This is a genomic window from Desulfosarcina sp., assembly GCF_033791525.1.
Lineage (GTDB): Bacteria > Desulfobacterota > Desulfobacteria > Desulfobacterales > Desulfosarcinaceae > Desulfosarcina.
Genome location: NZ_JASJGN010000280.1, coordinates 1 through 4,381 on the forward strand (window position 1 = coordinate 1; position 4,381 = coordinate 4,381).

The 4,381-nt window shown below is 51.0% G+C and carries 1 protein-coding gene and 1 pseudogene; both read left to right on the plus strand.

Translation table 11 applies throughout. The features are described from left to right. Nucleotides 1-584: pseudogene (locus QNK41_RS13955) on the plus strand (hypothetical protein); the annotation flags it as partial. Between the two features lie 557 nt (nt 585-1,141). Continuing rightward, on the plus strand, nt 1,142-3,847 hold the full coding sequence (locus QNK41_RS13960) for a LuxR C-terminal-related transcriptional regulator (RefSeq protein ID WP_319257958.1): 2,706 nt from the start codon (nt 1,142-1,144) through the stop codon (nt 3,845-3,847). Nucleotides 3,848-4,381: the final 534 nt, after the last annotated feature.

Consider the following 4,381-nt stretch of genomic DNA (forward strand, 5'->3'; position numbering starts at 1 on the left):
TAGACGACCGTGCTTATGAGCGCTTCAATGCTGCCATTGCCGGAAGACCTGATTTGATGGGAGAACGTAAAAGTTTAACACTGGCTGCTGGTATGGGCGGAATTCTTGAAAATACTTTTATCAATGAAAAGAACACATCCAAAACTATTGTTGCTAATGTTGAATTAAAAGGAAAAGACAGAGGAGTCATCCTTACCCAGGGTGGTAAATTTGGTGGCTGGGCATTGTATATGGACAATGGCAAACCAGCCTATGTCTATAACTACTTTGGATTAGAAAGCTATACAATTGCTTCAGACAAAGCCATCACGAAAGATAAAGCAGAAATCAAACTGCAATTTGATTATGATGGCGGCGGAAACGGGAAAGGTGGCATGGCCATGCTTTACGTTGATGGAAAGAAAGTAGCCGAAGGTCGTGTTGAAAAAACGCAACCTGCCCTTTACTCAGCTGATGAAACTGCAGATGTTGGTGAAGATGAGTCAACACAAGTAGCCGATAAGGTTTTTACAGATGTGAAAGACTCTGATTTTACAGGCTTTGTGAAAGATGTAACCATCTCTATTCCGAAGAAGAAAAAATAAAATAGTATTTATCGGAAGGGCACTTAAAAGCCCTTCCGATATTCTTAATTAATTAAACAATTTTAAATAGTGCGATTGGGGTCGCACCAAGATAAAATATTAAATATATTGACCTATACGGCATAAAATAGGCCTAATTTTGAGGCAATAACGCCTTTTTTACTATTGAAATGGGCGATATAGGGGGATTTCAGTCGCACGTGTTCATCGACATTACATTTCTGGGCATATTTGGTTCCCTATAATTGCTATTTTGAGGCCCAAAAGGGCGATATTGGTCCAATAAACACACGTTTTCGATACAAAAACATTTTAATGTCAAACTGATATCTTGGTGCGACCCCAATGCGCTCTTATTAATACCTGAATCTTGGCTCGCCCGAAGATTGAAAATGGTCAGCACCAGGTGACTTCCCTCTATTCCTCAGCTATCCTTTAATAGCCCCCCCATTTTTAACCCCTCTTGGGGGGTTTCAAGAAAAAAAAACACTGGTATCGTCCAAAATGAATTCATGGCACTTCCGGCAGATAACGCGTTCGACGCCAGGGATGGACAAATGAAAACGGAACCTCACCATATTCCGCTGCTTCGCACCAAACTGCATCGGCCTCCTGTACCCACCGATCATTTGCATCGGCCCGAACTGCTTGAACGGCTGGACAAAGGCCGCCATCAGCCGGTGATCCTGGTTTCTGCACCGGCCGGATATGGGAAAAGCCTGTTGATCAGCTGCTGGCTTGAGAAATGCGAGAGACCCGGCGCCTGGTTGTCTCTCGACCAGGGTGACAACGATCTGCAGCGTTTTCTATCCTATCTGGTTGCCGCCGTTCATACGATCTTTCCCCAGGCAGCCACTGAGACACAATTGCTGATCGATTCGGCGACCCTGCCGCCGTTGGCGGTCCTGGCGGCAACCCTGGTCAACGAACTGGAGCGGGTCGATCATGCATTTATTATCGTTCTGGATGACATTCACCGCATTCGGGAAAAAACTGTACATGAATTTCTGAACCTGATCCTGCATCATCCACCCCGACGCATGAACCTGGTTCTTGTGGGTCGGCGGGACCCGCTCATATCCATCACTACTCTGCGTGCAGGAGGATTGCTGACCGAGCTGCGCATGTGGGATTTGCGCTTTAGCATAGATGAGTCCACCAAATTTTTGCAGGCGGCCACAGCTTATGAAATCAAAGCATCGACGGCGGCCGCCCTGGCAGAAAAAGCCGAAGGCTGGGTGACCGGATTACGCCTGGCGGTCCTGGCCATGCGCGGGCAGGAGGACCCCGGTCGCGAATTGTTGAAGCTGAAAGGGACCACGCGATACGTGGTGGATTACCTGATCAAGGAGGTGTTGGACCGTCAACCGGCTGGCAATCGTGACTATCTTTTGCGCACTGCCATTCTGGATCGATTCTGCGCGCCCTTGTGCAACGCATTGTGTGAAGCCGACGGGACATCTGCCCAATGTGAGATCGATGGGCGGGCATTTCTCGATGGGTTGCAGGCCGACAATCTGTTCATCATTTCGCTGGATACGGATAATCAATGGTTCCGCTATCATCACCTGTTCCAGCAGCTGTTGCGTCGTCTGTTGGGCCATCGGGCGGCGCCCGAGGAGATTCGGCTACTACATAAACGGGCAAGTCGCTGGTTTGCGTCACAAAAGCTGATTGACGAGGCCCTTGAACACGCCATGGCGGCCGGCGAGGTGGATTTTGCCGCCGACATTGTGGAAGCGAATCGGCTGGAAGTTCTCAATGCCGACAAATGGCCTGTCCTGGCCAGATGGCTGTCCCATTTGCCGGAAGAGATCGTTTGGCAGCGACCTGAGCTATTATTGGGTGAGGCCTGGCTGGCATACTACCGGTTTCGCATCCCGGCCCTCGCCCGGATCGTGGAGCGGCTCGATGGGCTTCTCGGCGATGGCGCTGATCGGCCAGACTGGGTTGGGGAGCAGAGCATGTTCAAGTCCTTCCTGTGCTATTGGCAGGGTCAGGCCCGGGAGATGCTGACCCACGTCGGCAGAGCACAGGCGGGCCTGCCCGCCACCCACGACCTGATGCGCGCGGATTCAGAAATTTATTTCGGGCTTGCCCATCACATGGCGGGGCAAAAGGAAGTGGCCATCGAGGCGCTGACCCACCGGATCAGGCAACAGCCGGATCACAAAGGTCTGCTGATTACGCGGCAGGTGATCACCCTGGCATTTATCCATCTTTTGTCCGGCAATCTAAAAGATGCTGCCGTTTACAGCCGGCAGCTTGGCGAACTGGCGCGCACCATCAGTCCTGTATACATCAAATCCTGGAGCACGTATCTGCTGGGATGTTGCTATTTTCAGGCCGGGGAATGGCAGGCGGCCGAGCGCTGCTTCCGATGGATGGCGGAAAATCGCTACATTGCCCATACAGCGGCCGTGATGAGCAGCCTCACCGGACTGGGCTTGACCTATCATTTCATGGGACGTCCCAGGGAATCCGCCCGAGTCGCCCAACAACTGCTGGATTTTGCCGTCGAAACCAGGGACCCGGGCAACCTGGCCCTGGCGGAATCGGGCCAAGCCCGGATCGGCCTGTTGCGGGGTGATTCGGGAGGCAGATGCCCCTCCCACGAAGCCACCTCCATGGCCACCGGCTTTATTTTTTTGGAAGCGCCACAGATTACCCAGTGCCGGTTGCTCGTCGCGCAAGGTGCCCATGAATCCCTGACCCGGGCAGTTGCTATGATCGAGGATCTTCAAGCGTCAACCGAGGCCATTCATAACACCTATCACCTGATCGACTTGATTGCCCTCAAGGCCATCGCTTTTTACAGACAAGGTCGGCTCGATGATGCGGCAACGTCTCTGGAACACACCCTTCACCTGGCTGCCCCCGGCGGCTGGGTGCGGCCCTTCATTGAAATGGGCCATCCCATGGCTGATCTTTTGGTCCGGCTGAAACAGAAAAAGGTCGCCGTTGACCATATCGAGACGCTTTTGGCCGCCTTTCGCGATCCCCAAGTTGAATTCCCAACCCGGATCCAACCTCCAGAGTCCAAACTCGACCCGCCTCTCGTTGACCCGCTGACCAACCGTGAACGTGACGTGCTCGAACTTTTGGCCGAGCGTCTGCAGGACAAGGAGATTGCCGACAAACTCTGCGTTTCAATGGCTACGGTCAAAACCCATCTGCGACACATCTACGAAAAGCTAGCTGTTGGCAACCGTCGTAAAGCGGTTCTAACGGCCGAGCAGCGTGGCCTGCTGGCCAAACAGTAAGGCTGGCCCTGACACCGGGACTACCGGGGATGTAACCATCCGACCCGTGATTGTTGTATGGAAGAAAAGATTAACGTCCAACATCGAACGTTCAACGCTCAACTTCCAATAAGGAATTCTATCGATCATACTTTTATCAGTTGACGTTTAAATTTGGGTTGAGTGTTCAGGGTTGAAAAAATTAACGTCCAACATCGAACGTCCAACGTTTAACTTCCAATAAGGAATTCTATCGATTATGCTTTTATTGTTCAACGTTGGATGTTGAACGTTGAGCGTTGGATGTTAAGTTTTAAATCCCCATCACTCCATCACTCCATTTTAAAAATACGTTTCGGGGGTAAACTTTGGGTTCTGGGTTGAAAAGATTAACGTCCAACATCGAACGTCCAACGTTTAACTTCCAATAAGGAATTCTATCGATCATGCTTTTATCGTTTGACGTTTAAATTTGGGTTGGGGGTATTCTGCATGGTTGCCTTTCGTTCGACGTTGGATGTTGAACGTTGAGCGTTGGATGTTCAGTTTTAAATC